The organism is Acinetobacter sp. LipI_15 (assembly GCF_058242865.1).
On record NZ_JBZAYN010000001.1, the window covers coordinates 1,200,405 to 1,215,147 of the forward strand.

The window sequence follows — 14,743 nt, forward strand, 5'->3', positions numbered from 1 at the left end:
GAAATAACTAAGACCAATACTTTGATAAATTTCATTACATATTGAAAAATAAAGAATTATATTTAAATCAATGTGCAATCATCAATTATCATAAAAGCGTCATAAAGATGTAACCTAACTGTCATACTCTAAAATCAAAATGCAGATATCGAAAAAGTACAAGACTTTAAAAACAAAAGTGGCGTACTCCAATAAATGCATCAATTAAGAGAGATGAGAATGCGCTTAAATCATATCGCACTTGCTATGGTACTCACTACTGGGGCAACAGTCGCTACAACTGCAAATGCAGCTCGTGACACGATCCAAATTGCTGGTTCTTCAACTGTACTGCCTTATGCAAGTATTGTTGCAGAAGAGTTTGGTAATACATTCCCACAATTTAAAGCACCTGTCGTAGGTTCAGGCGGTACTTCAGGTGGTTTGAAACAATTCTGTAATGGTGTAGGCGACAACACAATTGACGTTGCAAACGCATCTCGTAAAATTAAAGATACTGAATTGGCTGCATGTAAAAAAGCCGGCGTTAACCAAATCTTAGAAATTAAAGTTGGATATGACGGTATCGTATTTGCGTCAAATGCGAAAAAAGCGGCATTCAAACTTCGCCCACAGCACGTATTTGCTGCACTCGCTGCTGAACTACCATCAAAAGGTAAATTGGTTCCAAACCCATACACACGTTGGAATCAAATCGACCCAACATTACCAAACGAAGCAATCACTTTAGTTATTCCTGCATCAAACCACGGTACACGTGAAGTGTTCCAAGAAAAAATGGTCGATGCTGGCTGTGAAACTTATGAAGCTTTCGCAAAATTAGATAAAGATGCTCAGAAAAAAGCATGTTCAACTTTCCGTAAAGATGGCCGTGTAATTGAAATTGCTGGTGACTACACTGAAACACTCGCACGTTTAAAAACATCTCCAAATGCAGTCGGTGTTTTTGGTTTAGGTTTCTATGATCAAAACCGTGACAAATTACGTGTAGCGACAGTGAATAATGTAGCGCCATCTGAGAAAACAATTCTGAATGGTTCATACCCAGTATCTCGTCCATTGTTCTTCTATGTAAAGGGTGAGCACTTAAAATCAATTAAAGGCTTAAAAGAGTTCACAGAATTCTTCCTCAGTAAAAAAGTATCAGGTAAAGGTTCTAAGCTAGAAAAAGCAGGCTTAATTTCAATGTCTGACAAAGAACGTGCTGCGGTACTTGCAAACTTCAAAGCGGGTAAGGCTGTTAAATAAAGTATGGAAATAGCCAATGGCAGGGTCGACCTGCCATTGGCTTTTTGCAAAGAAACAGTTTTTTCAAGAAGGGCTTTTGAAAAAACAGTGGAGATTACATGAATCTGCTACTTATTGGTGTGTTGCTCGCAATTATTGCAATCGCTTATCAAGTTGGACTGACCAAAAGTCGCAAACTTGCAGGTAAAGGCAATAACTCAGCAATGTTGCATTCACGACCGGGCTATTATGGTGTTTTGGTCGCTTTATGGTGTGGGATTCCCGCTTTTTTAATCTTGATTGTTTGGAACTTGGTTGAACCGAGTATTTTTCAACATGTTATTTTAAATAATGTTCCCGAAAATATTCGTTTAAGTTTAGATCCTGCAAGCACGAGCGTAATGGTTGACCGCGTTCAAGCGATTGCTTCTGGTTTTGGGGTAAGTGATACGCCAGCTGCATATGAACTTGCAGCAGCAGAACAGTTAAAGAAAATTGAAAACATCGGCTCATATGCAAAATTGGCCGTTGTGATTTGTGCGGCATTGATTGGTTTAGTCATGGCTAAACGCCGCATCGCAGAAAAATATCGTGCACGTAACCAAGTCGAAAAAGTCATTAATATCGCATTAGCATTATGTTCGGGTGTCGCAATCCTGACAACAGTTGGCATTGTGATGTCGATGTTCAGTGAAGCCATGCGTTTCTTTAGTTTTGTCAGTCCACTCGATTTCTTCTTGGGCACTGAATGGAACCCCGGCTTTAGTACATCAGGGAATGCCGAAGGTAGTTATGGTTTGCTGCCACTCCTTTGGGGCACACTCATGGTTAGTGGTATTGCACTACTGGTTGCTGTTCCAGTTGGTCTGATGATTGCGATTTACTTGGCTGAATATGCCAAGCCAAGTTTCCGTGCTTGGGCAAAACCGGCCATTGAAGTTCTCGCAGGTATTCCAACGATTGTTTACGGTGTATTTGCCTTAATGATTATTGGACCTTTTGCAAAACAGCTCGGCGCGTATATTGGACTCGATATTAATGCAACCAGTGCTTTAACAGCAGGCTTTGTGATGGGGATTATGATTATCCCATTCGTTTCATCATTATCTGACGACATCATTACTCAAGTGCCTCGCGCGCTTCGTGATGGTTCACTTGGTTTGGGTGCTACAAAATCAGAAACCATTCGCCAAGTGGTGATTCCAGCAGCATTGCCGGGCATCATCGGTGCATTCTTATTGGCTGCATCTCGTGCAATTGGTGAAACCATGATTGTGGTGCTTGCAGCAGGGAACAGTCCTTTACTGCATATCAACCCACTCGAAGCGGTATCTACAGTCACCATTACCATCGTAAACCAATTAACAGGTGATACAGACTTTGCGAGTCCTCAAGCATTGGTCGCTTTTGCACTCGGTTTAACACTGTTTGTGATTACTTTAGGTCTGAATATTGTTGCACTGTACATTGTGCGTAAATACCGTGAGCAATACGAATGAGTACGACGAATACATCAAATATGGATCAAAATTTTGATCCGCACGCAGCCGCAGAGCTTCGTGAAAAACGTAAGAAAATCATTGAAAACTCATTGGCAAAAAGACACCGTAAAGAAAATACCTTCCGTGTCTTGGGCTTTAGTGCAGTAGTGACTGGCTTATTGTTCGTCGTGCTATTGTTTGGCAGTATTTTAGCCAAAGGCTTACCAGCATTCTGGCAAAGCTCGATGACGGTGCCTGTGTTTTTTGATCCAAGTATCGTCAATGTAGGAGCGAAACCGGTTCAAAAAGAAGGTGAATCTCCTGCACAGTTCCAAGAGCGTTTTATTGCTTGGCAAACTGAAATGGGCATGGTGGATTGGGATGCGCTGATCGTAAATGGGATCATTGCAAAAGATCCAGCGATTGCCTCTCAACGTGATGATCTCAACAGTTTATATACCAGTTCAGAAGCTTATCGCTTACGAGACATGGTTATGGTAGATCCTTCATTGATCGGTCAAAAACAAGATTTAAAAATCCTTGCAGATGCCAATGTCGATGTCTGGTTAGCCGGTAATATTGACCGTAGCTTGCCTGATGAACAGCAGCAATTGAGCCCTGAAGTACGCCAACTCGCAGATAAACTTAAAGCTGACGGTGTGATATCTAACTCATTTAATACTGAAATATTTAAAAATCCAGACTCTCGTAGCTCACCTGCAACTTCAGGTTTAGCAGGGGCGTTTATGGGTTCACTCTTCATGATGCTGATCGTGATCATTATTTCGATTCCAATCGGTGTAGCATCCGCAATTTACTTAGAAGAATTTGCACCTAAAAACTGGATTACCGATGTTGTCGAAGTCAACATTAACAACCTAGCAGCGGTTCCTTCGATTGTCTTTGGTTTGCTTGGTGCAGCGATCTTTATTGGTTGGATGCATATGCCGCTTTCGGCTCCTGTGGTTGGTGGTTTAGTCTTAAGTTTGATGACTTTGCCAACGGTCATTATTACCACACGTGCTTCACTAAAAGCTGTTCCTCCATCGATCCGCCAAGCCGCTTTAGGTTTGGGTGCATCACGTTTACAAACTGTATTTCACCACGTCTTGCCACTGGCATTACCGGGTATTTTAACCGGTGCCATTATTGGTGTTGCTCAAGCCCTAGGTGAAACTGCTCCATTATTATTGATTGGTATGAGTGCCTTTGTGGCAAGTGTACCAGCCACTCCTTTAGATCAATCCACTGCATTACCTGTACAAATTTTCCTTTGGCAAGGTAACGAACTACGTAACTTCTTTGAAGGGCGTACCGCAGCAGCAATCATTGTACTTCTTGCTCTCATGATCGGCTTAAACAGTTTAGCGATCTGGTTACGTAAGAAATTTGAAGTACGCTGGTAATTGAGGGCATTATATGAATAGCGTCGTTACAACTGAAAAGAATTCCTTAGATCAGGATAAGTCCGTGAATCCAGAACAAACACAATTTACCTCTGCACAGGGCAGCCAAAAGCAAACCAATACTGCGTTTGTGTCACAATTCGATACGCAATCTAGCGCGAAAAAAGATGCGAAATCGACCAATGTGAAAATCAGTACCAATGATGTGCATGTGTACTATGGCGAATCTGAAGCGATCAAAGGCATTGATCTGAACATTTATGAAAATGAAGTGATCGCCTTTATTGGACCGTCTGGTTGTGGTAAGTCAACTTTCCTGCGTACGCTCAACCGTATGAATGACACGATTGATTCTTGTCGTGTGACAGGACAAGTGCTCATGGATAATCAAGACATCTATGATCCAAATCTTGATGTGGTATTACTGCGTGCCCAAGTAGGTATGGTTTTCCAAAAGCCGAACCCATTTCCAAAGTCAATCTTTGATAATGTCGCTTATGGTCCAAAACTTCATGGTTTGGCACGTGATAAATATGACATGGAAGAAATTGTAGAAAATAGTCTGCGTAAAGCTGGACTTTGGGATGAAGTGAAAGACCGTTTGAACCAACCGGGTACGGGGCTTTCAGGTGGTCAGCAGCAACGTCTATGTATTGCGCGAACCATTGCAGTCAGTCCAGAAGTGATTTTGATGGATGAACCTTGTTCAGCACTCGATCCGATTGCAACAGCAAAAGTAGAAGAACTCATCACTGAACTTTCAGCGCAATATACCATTGCGATTGTGACGCACTCGATGCAGCAAGCAGCACGTGTATCTGACCGTACCGCATATTTCCATTTGGGCGATTTGATTGAAGTGAATTCCACTGAAAAAGTCTTTACCCAACCGGATCATCAGCTAACAGAAGCGTATATTACGGGGCGTTTTGGTTAATCTAGTCTGTTTAAAAATAGAGCCGAAAGGCTCTATTTTTATGGGGTTAATAATTAGGTAGAGAAGTCTTGATAGAAATAAAATGCTCAATTTGGCTCAATGAGAATTATTTTCAAAAAATAGATTGAATTTTTGTGATGCAGCCCACATGTTATACGACATAAATATGAATTAAATGAGTTTCAATTTTATGCTATTTCATAATCCCAAGTTGCCTGCGGAAATTCGTGTAAGCCACTTAAATGCACGTATCAATGAACAACGAAAAAAAATTGCGCAAACGACTGCATCTAAACTTGAGCTGCTGCAACTAAGCCAACAATTATCAAAAGAAGCGCGCGCACGTAAAAAGAATAACCAAAAAATTTATGTAATCGATTTTAATGGTGATACCGCTGCATCTGCGGTAACGAGTCTACGTGAAGAAATTACCCTGATCTTAGCGACAGCAAAAGCAGGACGTGACCGCGTGGTTTTACGTTTAGAAAGTCCAGGCGGGATGGTGCATGGCTATGGTCTGGCCGCTGCACAATTGGTACGTTTACGTGATGCTGGATTTAACTTAACCATTTGCGTGGATAAAGTTGCTGCAAGCGGTGGCTATATGATGGCCTGCATTGCAAATGAGATCGTTTCAGCACCATTTGCCGTGGTGGGTTCGATTGGTGTAGTTGCACAAGTGCCGAACTTTAACCGTTTATTGAAAGAAAAACATATCGATTTTGAACTGTATACCGCGGGTCAGTTCAAACGTACCGTAACTATGTTTGGTGAAAATACTGCTGAAGGTAAAGCCAAATTTGAAGAAGAGTTACAGCAAACCCATAACTTGTTTAAACACTTTGTTGAAAAATACCGTCCTCAGCTCAATGTCGATAAAGTTGCCACAGGTGAGCATTGGTATGGTCAAGATGCAATGGATCTCAATTTGGTCGATAAACTCCAAACGTCAGATGAATATCTATTAAGTCTTATGCCACAACATGATGTATATATGATTGAAACCCGCAAAAAACCAACACTGGGTGAGAAGTTAGGCTTACAAGCAGCACAAATTGCGGATTCATTGGTTCCTGCTGTCATGTCAAAAGTGATGGAATCATTGAGCAAAGCTAATGCAAATATCGTTCAATTAAAAGATCTAAAATTTTAAAATCTTTATGCTTATAAAGTATTTAAAGCTCACTTCGGTGAGCTTTTTTTATGCTAAACGATGCTGTTGTGATAGATTGCGTTGCGTACATAGATATTGATGATAATGATGTCTAATTTTCTGTTTATTTTAGGTGGTGTCATTTGCCTAATGGTTTGGCCTTGGCTATATTTGCTGCATTTTCAAAGTGTGAAAAAATCTGTGCTGAAACAGTATGCTGCGCTGTTTGGCCCAGCAGCAACACTGTTGGCAGGCTATATTTATTGTTCATCACTACAGGTAGATGTTCGCTCTGAAGCCTGCGGCACTGTTGTGGCCTATCAGAGTTATATGAGTAGCGGAAATATAAATAAAAGACAGCCTTTTGAGCGGGTTGAAATTTTAGTGAATCATACAAAATATACACGGCATTTTCGTATAGATGATGATCTACAAAAAATGCCAGCGGGAGCAAAAGCGTGCTTTCAGTATTATGACCGAAAATTGAATCCGCAAATGTCAGATTCAATCTTAATTCAATGGACTGCTTAAATATTTAACTGATGTTACGCAGTAACACCAGAAGTGCAATTTGATTCAAATAAAACAACGATACGCGGTAACGTCATCCGCAAGTGTTTGAGACAGGGCTGCTTCTAATCAAAAATGTTTTTGCGATACTTTGAATACGTAGACGCGAGCGAACGAGTTTTGCGGTGAGGAGCATTGCTCCGCAAGATGGTTTCCTTGCGAAGCTTCGCTTCTCATTTTGCCGAATGAGAAACATCGTTTCGTAAAAGTACCTCCAGCCGAAGGCTAATCCCGTTATTCAGTTCCTAGATGTAAGACTCCGTCGAATAGACTTAAAAATCATTTTTAAAATGAGAAATTACTTCTAGGTGCGTAACATCAGTATTTAAGATAAAAAATATTCAGGCTTTTGTTTAGCGTTATTCAACAAATTTGATGTCATTAAACAAATACCACCAGTGATCATCGCACCAAGTGTTGCAAGCAGCATATCTTTATGTGCATCCCAAATATCACCTTGTTGCCCATTATAATTTTCAGCTTCTTCTGGTGATAAGCCAATGGCAATCAGCCATTCGATCCATTCATAAAATAAACTGGTCGCCATGACGAATTGTACGACCAATAAAAAGAGTGTTCCGGCTTTTAATTGCGGTAGCCAGATTTGAAATATGCGATAAAAGAACGGATAGAGCAGCAATCCATAGGCAAGATGTACAAGCCGATCATACATATTCCGAGACCATCCCATGCTTTGGTCAAGGTTGAAACCGAAGAGAGCTTGTGTCCATTCAGAATAAGGTACATAAGAATATAAATAATGGGCACCGATAACATGAATCAATAAAAAGCCAAGATACAGGCAAACAGTTGTGAAACTTAGCCCTATTTTATAGAGGAAAACGAGCAACACGATCAGCATAAACGCTGTGCCGATTTGATGGAGGATATACGCTTCCATTTCTAAAGGTTGGATACTGGCGATCACAATGGCAAGCGTTAATAACGCAAAAGCTAAGATGTGCTTAAGTTTTAATTTGAAATCAATCATGAAAAGGCAAAGCTCAAAATTTTTATCGGTGTGCAGTGGTTATAATTCGCGGCAAGTATAGCCATAATGCGATGAAAAGTGTTAGTTAGACGGCGCTAGAATTTGTGCATTATTTTTTCAAATGTCTTTAGTTTGCGGCTGGGGATAAGTATTTTTAAAAAGATTGTATTAAACTCAGATGAATATCGATGTTTAAGTATTTGGAAGTAACTATGGCCGTTGTTGAGGCATTTATTGCGACTCAAAATTGTTATTTTAACTATGAGTTTGAAGAACTTAATTTAACAGATGATTTTCCAGAAGAGCTCTCTGTGTCTTTGCGCGGCATGATGTTTCGCCATGAGATTCAATATCCTGAGGCGACTTATTATGTTTATTACTCAGATGTTTTAACGGGCTGTGAATTACAACGGATGAAAGATGATTGGGCGAAATATTGCCCTGCAGAATAAAATTACGTCTAAATTTTCTATCTCCTTATAGGAGATGAGAATCCTCAGAATATATTCTGAGTTCGCAAGGAGAGTTGGATAGTCTCATCTCCTTGCGGAGCATGCTCTTCATCCTAAAGGGAGTAGGAGTATCTAGATGTAAATAAAAAACGAGGCATGAAGCCTCGTTTTTTTGATCTATCTAAAATTAGATTTTAGAAATCAGATCTTAGAAATTAAATCAGCAACTTGTTTTGCTTGAGTCGATGCATTACCTGTATAAGTCGCAGGTGTCATTTCTGCAAGACGCGCACGGTCAGCAGCAGGAACAGCTTCAAGCTCATTACCATTGACGAAATCAACCATCATGTCGCGAGTCATTGCTTGACCACGAGTGAGAGCTTTAAGTTTTTCGTATGGTTTTTCAACTGCATAACGACGCATAACAGTTTGAATCGGTTCTGCAAGCACTTCTTGTGCATGGTCAAGGTCTTCTAGAATACGTTGAGCATTCAATTCAAGTTTACCAATACCTTTAGAGCAAGCTTCAAATGCGATCAAGCTTTGTGCAAAACCAACACCCATGTTACGAAGAACAGTAGAGTCAGTTAAGTCACGCTGCCAGCGAGATACAGGAAGTTTTTCGCCTAAATGCGCAAGTACTGCATTTGCAATACCCAAGTTACCTTCAGAGTTTTCGAAGTCAATTGGGTTTACTTTATGCGGCATAGTAGAAGAACCAACTTCACCTTCTTTCAAACGTTGTTTGAAGAAACCAAGTGAGATATAGCCCCAAACGTCACGGTTAAAGTCGATCAAAATGGTGTTGAAACGACGTAGCGCATCAAAAAGTTCCGCCATGTAGTCATGTGGTTCGATTTGAGTGGTGTACGGGTTAAATTCTAAACCTAATGATTCAACAAATGCTTGTGAATGCGCAGGCCAGTTAATTTCAGGGTAAGCAGAGTAGTGCGCGTTGTAGTTACCTACTGCACCATTGATTTTACCAAGTAATTCAACTTGTTTGAATTGTTTGATTTGACGTGCAAGGCGGTAAGCCACGTTCGCCATTTCTTTACCCAAAGTTGTTGGGCTTGCAGTTTGACCGTGTGTACGAGACAACATTGGTTGTTCAGCGTGTTGTTCAGCCAAAGCAACGATTGAATCGATAATTTGCTGCATTGCTGCAACTAAAACTTCACGGCCATTTTTAAGCATTAAAGCGTGAGACAAGTTGTTGATGTCTTCAGATGTACATGCAAAGTGAATGAATTCGCCTGCATTTTTAAGCTCATCGATATGTGCGATTTGCTCTTTTAAGAAGTACTCAACTGCTTTTACGTCATGGTTGGTTGTACGTTCAATTTCTTTAATGCGGTTTGCATTGTCTTCAGAGAAGTTCGCAACAATTGCATCAAGCGCAGCGTTAGTTTCAGCACTGAACGCTGGAACTTCAGTGATTTCAGGACGGTTTGCAAGCGCTTGTAACCAACGCACTTCAACAGTCACACGAGCATGGATTAAACCAAACTCAGAGAGGAAGGGACGTAAAGCATCACATTTGCTTGCGTAACGTCCATCTAATGGAGAAAGTGCGGTTAAAGCGTTCATAGCGATTCCTTAAATTTTGGAATTAAACGTAAAACAAAAAGCCCGTACTGCATCAGTTAAACCACCTGATACTGTAAACGGGCAAGATCTTGAATATCTTGTAGTAGCTTGCGCTTACTGAAAATCATACCCCATGAGCTACCACCGAGCTGACGCCATAAATGTGCCATTTGTAAGCCGGTAAATAAGGTGGCGCGAATGCGATTGGTATGAGAGGTGTCTTTAAATGCTTCGGCATTACCACGAACCATAATACGTGGATTAATTTGGCCAGCAGTTTCAATATAGGTTTGCGCTAAATTAGCAATGATACTTGGATGTAAATAATTATTATCGAAAAATGAAAGCTGTCTTAGAATTTTTTGTTGGGATTGTTCAATGATTTCTACAAATTTAGGATTGCTATAGACTTTCTTTTCTAACTGCAATAACGCCATCGCATACGTCATGGGTAGCTTGGTATTGGCAAGTTTAGGAAGTCTAGATTTGGGAGATGTATTGAAGGGTTGAGTAATGCTACTTTCTAAGGTCTTTAAACCCAGTGAAATATCCGCCAAACCACTAAAAAAATCGAGCGTCTGACTAGACTGATTTGACTTGGGACGGATATTTAAACTGGCTTTAATAAGATGTTCAAAATAAAAGTTACCGCTTTCCCCGATACTCTGTTGACCAGTCAATGCAGTCATATGAGTCAGCTGTGTTGCTTGAAATACAGCAGCTAACGCCAATGCACGATTTTGGCGAGTATTCAGAGTCTGAGGCTGTTGAAACGGTAACTCTGTCATCCGAAACAATCCTTATACAATAAAATCCGGTTTAGGCGCATTGGTATGATGAATCACACCGCCACCTAAACAAACTTCACCGGTGTAGAACACCACACTTTGACCCGGTGTAACAGCACGTTGTGGCTCATCGAATTCGACACGCACACCATTTGGCGCTGTAGAGTCTTTAAATAATGTACAGTCTTGGTCAGGCTGACGATAACGAGTTTTCGCTGTGCAGCGGAAACCTGATTCAGGAATCTCATGTTCACCAGCCACCCAATCAATCGCTTCAGACCATAAAATGGTGCTTTGCATGAGTGGATGTTCATGACCTTGACCAATGACTAGGCGATTACCTTCGATATCTTTATGCAGTACAAACCAAGCGCCTTCTTCAGCACCTTTTAGACCACCAAGACCGATGCCACCACGTTGGCCGAGCGTATAGTACATTAAGCCGTGATGTTCACCAACCTCTTTACCTGTGTCAAGGACGATTTTTCCGGGTTGAGCAGGTAAATATTGCTTTAAGAAGTCATTAAATCGACGTTCACCAATAAAGCAGATTCCTGTTGAATCTTTTTTCTTCGCGGTGATTAGACCTAATTCTTCAGCGATTTTACGCACTTGTGGTTTTTCAATTTCACCCACAGGGAACAAGGTCTTGTTAATTTCACGACCATGCACTGCATGTAGGAAATAGGTTTGGTCTTTATTGTTGTCTAGGCCACGCAGTAGAGGGGCATACTCTTCACCACGTGAATTTTTTAGTGTTTCACCACGGCGGCAATAATGGCCTGTCGCAATGAAGTCAGCACCTAAGTTCACAGCATGGTCGAGAAATGCACGGAATTTAATTTCTTTATTGCAGAGAATATCTGGGTTTGGTGTACGACCAGCAGCATATTCTTCTAAGAAATGCTCAAAGACACGGTCCCAATATTCCATCGCAAAGTTCGCGGTATGCAGTTTGATACCAATTTTGTCACAAACGGCTTGAGCATCGGCAAGATCTTCCATTGCCGTACAGTATTCCGTGCCGTCATCTTCTTCCCAGTTTTTCATGAAAAGACCTTCAACTTGATAACCTTGTTGAAGTAAAAGTGCTGCAGATACAGAAGAATCTACACCACCAGACATACCGACGATGACACGTTGTTGCATAGGATTAAGCATCCAAATTTGAAATTAAGGGAGAATTTTGGTGCTCGTAAATGAGCGATAAAGGAAATTTTTGACCTGAAAGAGCATCTTGCACTGCTTTAATCACTAATGGACTGCGCGCACGGGCAGATTCAATGAGTTCATCAAACGTCATCCATACTGCACCGACAATACCTGTGTCTAACTGTGCATCGGCATGGTGCTGAATGTCTTTAGCTAAGAAACAGAAACGGAAATAAGTACGATCAGGGAACATCGGGGGAGTATAAGTATACATGCCTAGAAGGTTCGTGATTTCTACATCGTGACCTGTTTCTTCCATGGTCTCTCGAATGGCGGCTTCAATAATGGTTTCGCCAGCTTCGACATGACCTGCAGGTTGATTAAATACAGTATGGGTCACACCTTCTGTATGTTCTTCAACAAATAGGAATTTTCCGTCTTTTTCAACGACTGTCGCAACAGTGACGTGAGCAGTCCAAGCGGTCATAGAAAAGCACCATGGGGTAAAAACGCTATTCTACAAAATTTAGGGAGCGGTGGCTATGATGTGAAGGGATTTCTTTATTTATAGGTGAATTGTGATGATTTTCTATAAAATTTTAGAAAAACGATTGGCAAAATTCTTACTATTATCATCTAGGTTTTTGCTGTAAAAGCAGATAAAATCTATATAAATTATTATTTTTAAATGTTTTTTAATTGGAAACATTACTTTATCTATTATTAAAAAGTGATTTAAGGGGAAATTTAGAGAATGTACATACCTATTAGTGAATTAAATTTTGGATTTAATGATGCAATTAACTATAGACGTCGTGAGAATAAGAACGCTTTTAATCAGCTATTTGTAAAGAATGAAAAGCTCGATGATTTAATGAAATTATCTACTTATTTTCTCATAGGAGATAAGGGTACTGGTAAAACAGCATATGCTGTATGGTTAAGTAATAACGAATATAAAAATACGAGCTCAACACTCAACTATATTGGTGAGACGGAATATCAAAAATTTGTAACTTTAAAAAGGGAAAAGAACCTAACTCTTTCTGACTATACAAATATTTGGAAAGTAATAATTCTTTTATTAGTTTCTAAGCATGTTTATGAGAAAGAAGGTAAAGAAAACATAATTAATAAATATATTAAATTCCGTGCAGTCAATAAAGCTATAGATGCTTACTATGAAGGTGCATTTTCTCCTGAAATTATGAATGCTATTGAGTTTGTACATGACTCATCTGTATCAGCAGAATTACTAAGTGAATACGCTAACTTAGAAGGAATTACTAGTGTTAAGAAAACATTTACAGAAAGCCGTTATCAAACAAACTTACTCTATATACAAAGAAAATTTGAAGACTCTTTAAGATCCTTGAATCTCTCAAAAAATCATACTATTTTTATTGATGGTATTGATTTACGCCCTTCTGGAATTGACTATAGTGATTATTTAGAGTGTGTGAAAGGTTTAGCGAATGCTGTTTGGTCGATTAATAATGATTTTTTCTCCACTATTAATGATTCTAAAGGAAGATTAAAAGCCACAATTTTATTAAGACCTGATATTTTTAATGCCATTGGACTTCAAAATGCTAATAACCGTATTCGAGACAATGCATTATATCTAGATTGGAGGATACCTTTTAACAGATTTGAATATTCTGAATTGTATAAACTTCCAAATCGACTTTTATCAATAGGGCAGCCCAAAGATCTCCCAGATGATTCATTCTGGGACCACTATTTCCCTTATAAAGTAAAAGTACAAGGTACTGAGGAACATTCTTTTATTTCATTTTTGAGATTTTCATATTTTAGACCTAGAGATATTGTAACTATGTTAAATATCTTGAAAGAACTCCATCGTGAAAGTGGATCAAAAAGAAACTACTTTATTGAAGAAGATTTCAGAGATCCTCATTTTAGAAGAAGATATTCAGAATACTTACTGGGAGAGGTAAAAGATCATTTATCTTTTTATTATTCAGATAAAGATTATGATCTTTTCCTTAAGTTCTTCGAGTTTTTAAAAGGTGACTACTCATTTACTTATGATGAATACACTATATGCTTCCAAAAATTTCTTCACTTTGTAGATGAACAAGATATTGCAAGACCGGCATTCTTAGATAAAGAGGGAGATTTCTTACAGTTCTTATTTGAATTGAATATCATTTTTTGCATAGAAGAAGCGGAAGATGGAAAAAAGTTTTTCTTTTGGTGTTTTAAAGATCGAAATGTTTCCAATATTAATCCACGTGTGAAAACTAATTGTAAATATGAAATCTTTTATGGTCTTGGCAAGGCGCTAAACATGGGCAAACAGTTCATAGAATCATAATACCTCTAGAATAAAAGGGTATCTATGATGCCCTTTATTTTAAATAATTTTTTTATGCAAAATCTATTTTATTTATAATTTCCCGACACCTTCACATAATTCTGCGCTGAATACGGTAAAAATGCTTTTTCTTTATCGGTTAGGGGGCGGACTTTTTTGACTGGACTGCCCACATATAAATAACCACTTTCCAAAACCTTATTTGGTGGAACAAGTGAACCAGCACCAATCATCACATCATCTTCAACAATTACATCATCCAAAATAATCGTGCCAATACCGACTAAAACACGATTACCAATGGTACAACCGTGTAATTTCACATGATGACCAATTGTCACATCTTCACCAATAATCAGTGGAGAACCTTCAGGCTTATCGGCTTTTTTATGACTCACATGCAACATTGAGTGATCTTGCACATTAGAGTTTTTACCAATACGAATATGGTTTACATCACCACGAATCACAGCAAATGGCCAAACAGAGACATTTTCAGCCAATACAACATCGCCAATCAAGACTGACATTTCATCGATATAACAAGAGTCAGCAATACGTGGAACAGTGTCTAAATAAGGGCGAATGTTTTGGCTCATAGGAAAGTCATCTACAGGTTTTTAGGCAGTATAAAATAAAAAAGCACCTAGACCGA

The 14,743-nt window shown here is 39.4% G+C and carries 14 protein-coding genes; 8 read left to right on the forward strand and 6 right to left on the reverse strand.

Annotation, left to right across the window (positions count from 1 at the left end; all coding sequences use genetic code 11):
* The first annotated feature begins 219 nt into the window (after positions 1-219).
* The 6 genes from AC4CU0_RS05820 (at position 220) to AC4CU0_RS05845 (ending at position 6,735) form a co-directional block, all read left to right on the forward strand.
* Positions 220-1,248, forward strand: coding sequence for a substrate-binding domain-containing protein (locus AC4CU0_RS05820; RefSeq protein WP_078190190.1), 1,029 nt, complete (start codon positions 220-222; stop codon positions 1,246-1,248).
* A gap of 98 nt (positions 1,249-1,346) precedes the next feature.
* Positions 1,347-2,726 carry a phosphate ABC transporter permease subunit PstC gene (gene pstC, locus AC4CU0_RS05825; RefSeq protein ID WP_078190189.1) on the forward strand — a complete coding sequence of 460 codons (1,380 nt, stop codon included), beginning with the start codon at positions 1,347-1,349 and terminating at the stop codon, positions 2,724-2,726.
* Positions 2,723-4,114, forward strand: coding sequence for a phosphate ABC transporter permease PstA (gene pstA, locus AC4CU0_RS05830; RefSeq protein ID WP_490742682.1), 1,392 nt, complete (start codon positions 2,723-2,725; stop codon positions 4,112-4,114). The genes pstC and pstA overlap by 4 nt, the downstream gene beginning before the upstream one ends.
* Positions 4,115-4,127: 13 nt before the next feature.
* Positions 4,128-5,051 carry a phosphate ABC transporter ATP-binding protein PstB gene (pstB, locus tag AC4CU0_RS05835; protein ID WP_168379202.1) on the forward strand — a complete coding sequence of 308 codons (924 nt, stop codon included), beginning with the start codon at positions 4,128-4,130 and terminating at the stop codon, positions 5,049-5,051.
* Positions 5,052-5,241: 190 nt separating this feature from the next.
* The gene (gene sohB, locus AC4CU0_RS05840) at positions 5,242-6,204 is read left to right on the forward strand and encodes a protease SohB (RefSeq protein WP_180009607.1); all 963 of its coding nucleotides are present in this window, start codon (positions 5,242-5,244) and stop codon (positions 6,202-6,204) included.
* 105 nt (positions 6,205-6,309) lie between these two features.
* Entirely contained in the window at positions 6,310-6,735 is a 426-nt protein-coding gene (locus tag AC4CU0_RS05845; RefSeq protein ID WP_252725857.1) for a hypothetical protein, read from the forward strand.
* A gap of 364 nt (positions 6,736-7,099) precedes the next feature.
* Here AC4CU0_RS05845 and AC4CU0_RS05850 read toward each other — a convergent pair whose 3' ends face one another.
* On the reverse strand, positions 7,100-7,765 hold the full coding sequence (locus tag AC4CU0_RS05850) for a DUF2238 domain-containing protein (protein WP_180088097.1): 666 nt from the start codon (positions 7,763-7,765) through the stop codon (positions 7,100-7,102).
* Positions 7,766-7,977: 212 nt separating this feature from the next.
* Here AC4CU0_RS05850 and AC4CU0_RS05855 point away from each other — a divergent pair, with 212 nt between their 5' ends.
* Positions 7,978-8,217, forward strand: a complete 240-nt coding sequence (locus AC4CU0_RS05855) for a hypothetical protein (protein ID WP_490742683.1) — start codon at positions 7,978-7,980, stop codon at positions 8,215-8,217.
* A gap of 201 nt (positions 8,218-8,418) precedes the next feature.
* Here AC4CU0_RS05855 and purB read toward each other — a convergent pair whose 3' ends face one another.
* Genes purB through AC4CU0_RS05875 form a run of 4 tightly spaced genes read right to left on the reverse strand, consistent with a single transcriptional unit; the run spans position 8,419 to position 12,234 of the window.
* On the reverse strand, positions 8,419-9,807 hold the full coding sequence (purB, locus tag AC4CU0_RS05860) for an adenylosuccinate lyase (protein WP_174558865.1): 1,389 nt from the start codon (positions 9,805-9,807) through the stop codon (positions 8,419-8,421).
* A 56-nt stretch (positions 9,808-9,863) separates the two neighbouring features.
* Entirely contained in the window at positions 9,864-10,595 is a 732-nt protein-coding gene (gene hflD, locus AC4CU0_RS05865; RefSeq protein WP_078190181.1) for a high frequency lysogenization protein HflD, read from the reverse strand.
* Positions 10,596-10,607: 12 nt separating this feature from the next.
* A complete protein-coding gene (mnmA, locus tag AC4CU0_RS05870) occupies positions 10,608-11,744 on the reverse strand; it encodes a tRNA 2-thiouridine(34) synthase MnmA (RefSeq protein WP_490742684.1) in 1,137 nt (378 codons plus the stop codon).
* A 4-nt stretch (positions 11,745-11,748) separates the two neighbouring features.
* Positions 11,749-12,234, reverse strand: coding sequence for an NUDIX hydrolase (locus AC4CU0_RS05875; protein ID WP_490742685.1), 486 nt, complete (start codon positions 12,232-12,234; stop codon positions 11,749-11,751).
* Between the two features lie 267 nt (positions 12,235-12,501).
* On the opposite strand from AC4CU0_RS05875, the gene AC4CU0_RS05880 reads away from it, so the two are divergent.
* Complete coding sequence (locus AC4CU0_RS05880) at positions 12,502-14,088, forward strand: P-loop ATPase, Sll1717 family (protein WP_490742686.1); 1,587 nt, start codon at positions 12,502-12,504, stop codon at positions 14,086-14,088.
* Between the two features lie 68 nt (positions 14,089-14,156).
* On the opposite strand, the gene AC4CU0_RS05885 is transcribed toward AC4CU0_RS05880, so the two are convergent.
* The gene (locus tag AC4CU0_RS05885; RefSeq protein ID WP_168377838.1) at positions 14,157-14,687 is read right to left on the reverse strand and encodes a gamma carbonic anhydrase family protein; all 531 of its coding nucleotides are present in this window, start codon (positions 14,685-14,687) and stop codon (positions 14,157-14,159) included.
* Positions 14,688-14,743: the final 56 nt, after the last annotated feature.

Coding starts and splice junctions, on each gene's coding strand:
- AC4CU0_RS05820 (WP_078190190.1), top strand. CDS start 220: ATGCGCTTAAATCATATCGCACTTGCTATGGTACTCACTACTGGGGCA.
- pstC (WP_078190189.1), top strand. CDS start 1,347: ATGAATCTGCTACTTATTGGTGTGTTGCTCGCAATTATTGCAATCGCT.
- pstA (WP_490742682.1), top strand. CDS start 2,723: ATGAGTACGACGAATACATCAAATATGGATCAAAATTTTGATCCGCAC.
- pstB (WP_168379202.1), top strand. CDS start 4,128: ATGAATAGCGTCGTTACAACTGAAAAGAATTCCTTAGATCAGGATAAG.
- sohB (WP_180009607.1), top strand. CDS start 5,242: ATGCTATTTCATAATCCCAAGTTGCCTGCGGAAATTCGTGTAAGCCAC.
- AC4CU0_RS05845 (WP_252725857.1), top strand. CDS start 6,310: ATGATGTCTAATTTTCTGTTTATTTTAGGTGGTGTCATTTGCCTAATG.
- AC4CU0_RS05850 (WP_180088097.1), bottom strand. CDS start 7,765: ATGATTGATTTCAAATTAAAACTTAAGCACATCTTAGCTTTTGCGTTA.
- AC4CU0_RS05855 (WP_490742683.1), top strand. CDS start 7,978: ATGGCCGTTGTTGAGGCATTTATTGCGACTCAAAATTGTTATTTTAAC.
- purB (WP_174558865.1), bottom strand. CDS start 9,807: ATGAACGCTTTAACCGCACTTTCTCCATTAGATGGACGTTACGCAAGC.
- hflD (WP_078190181.1), bottom strand. CDS start 10,595: ATGACAGAGTTACCGTTTCAACAGCCTCAGACTCTGAATACTCGCCAA.
- mnmA (WP_490742684.1), bottom strand. CDS start 11,744: ATGCAACAACGTGTCATCGTCGGTATGTCTGGTGGTGTAGATTCTTCT.
- AC4CU0_RS05875 (WP_490742685.1), bottom strand. CDS start 12,234: ATGACCGCTTGGACTGCTCACGTCACTGTTGCGACAGTCGTTGAAAAA.
- AC4CU0_RS05880 (WP_490742686.1), top strand. CDS start 12,502: ATGTACATACCTATTAGTGAATTAAATTTTGGATTTAATGATGCAATT.
- AC4CU0_RS05885 (WP_168377838.1), bottom strand. CDS start 14,687: ATGAGCCAAAACATTCGCCCTTATTTAGACACTGTTCCACGTATTGCT.